The organism is Paraburkholderia sp. NMBU_R16 (genome assembly GCF_013282575.1).
Taxonomy (GTDB): Bacteria; Pseudomonadota; Gammaproteobacteria; order Burkholderiales; family Burkholderiaceae; genus Trinickia.
The window spans coordinates 1-252 of the sequence record NZ_JAAAYE010000452.1; the positions used below are offsets into that span (position 1 = coordinate 1).

The following is a 252-nucleotide window of genomic DNA, read 5'->3' on the forward strand; positions in this document are numbered from 1 at the left end:
CAGCGAAGGTCCAGACCGTATTGGAACGCGATCCCTTCAGCGGCCACGTGTTCGTGTTCCGAGGCAAACGCGGCGATCTGGTCAAAGTGCTGTGGTGGAGCGGCGACGGCATGTGTCTTCTGATGAAACGCCTGGAACGGGGTCGATTCGTGTGGCCGCGCGCGGACGGTGGCGTTGTGTGCCTGAGCCAAGCGCAGTTGTCGATGCTGCTCGAAGGCATCGACTGGCGCCAGCCGATACGAACGACGGATC

General features: G+C 62.3%; 1 protein-coding gene. It reads left to right on the forward strand.

Features of this window, described 5'->3' with window-relative positions; all coding sequences use genetic code 11:
- Positions 1–252 (forward strand): IS66 family insertion sequence element accessory protein TnpB (gene tnpB / locus GWC77_RS28780; RefSeq protein ID WP_173263066.1); only part of this gene is annotated, 252 nt, incomplete at both ends.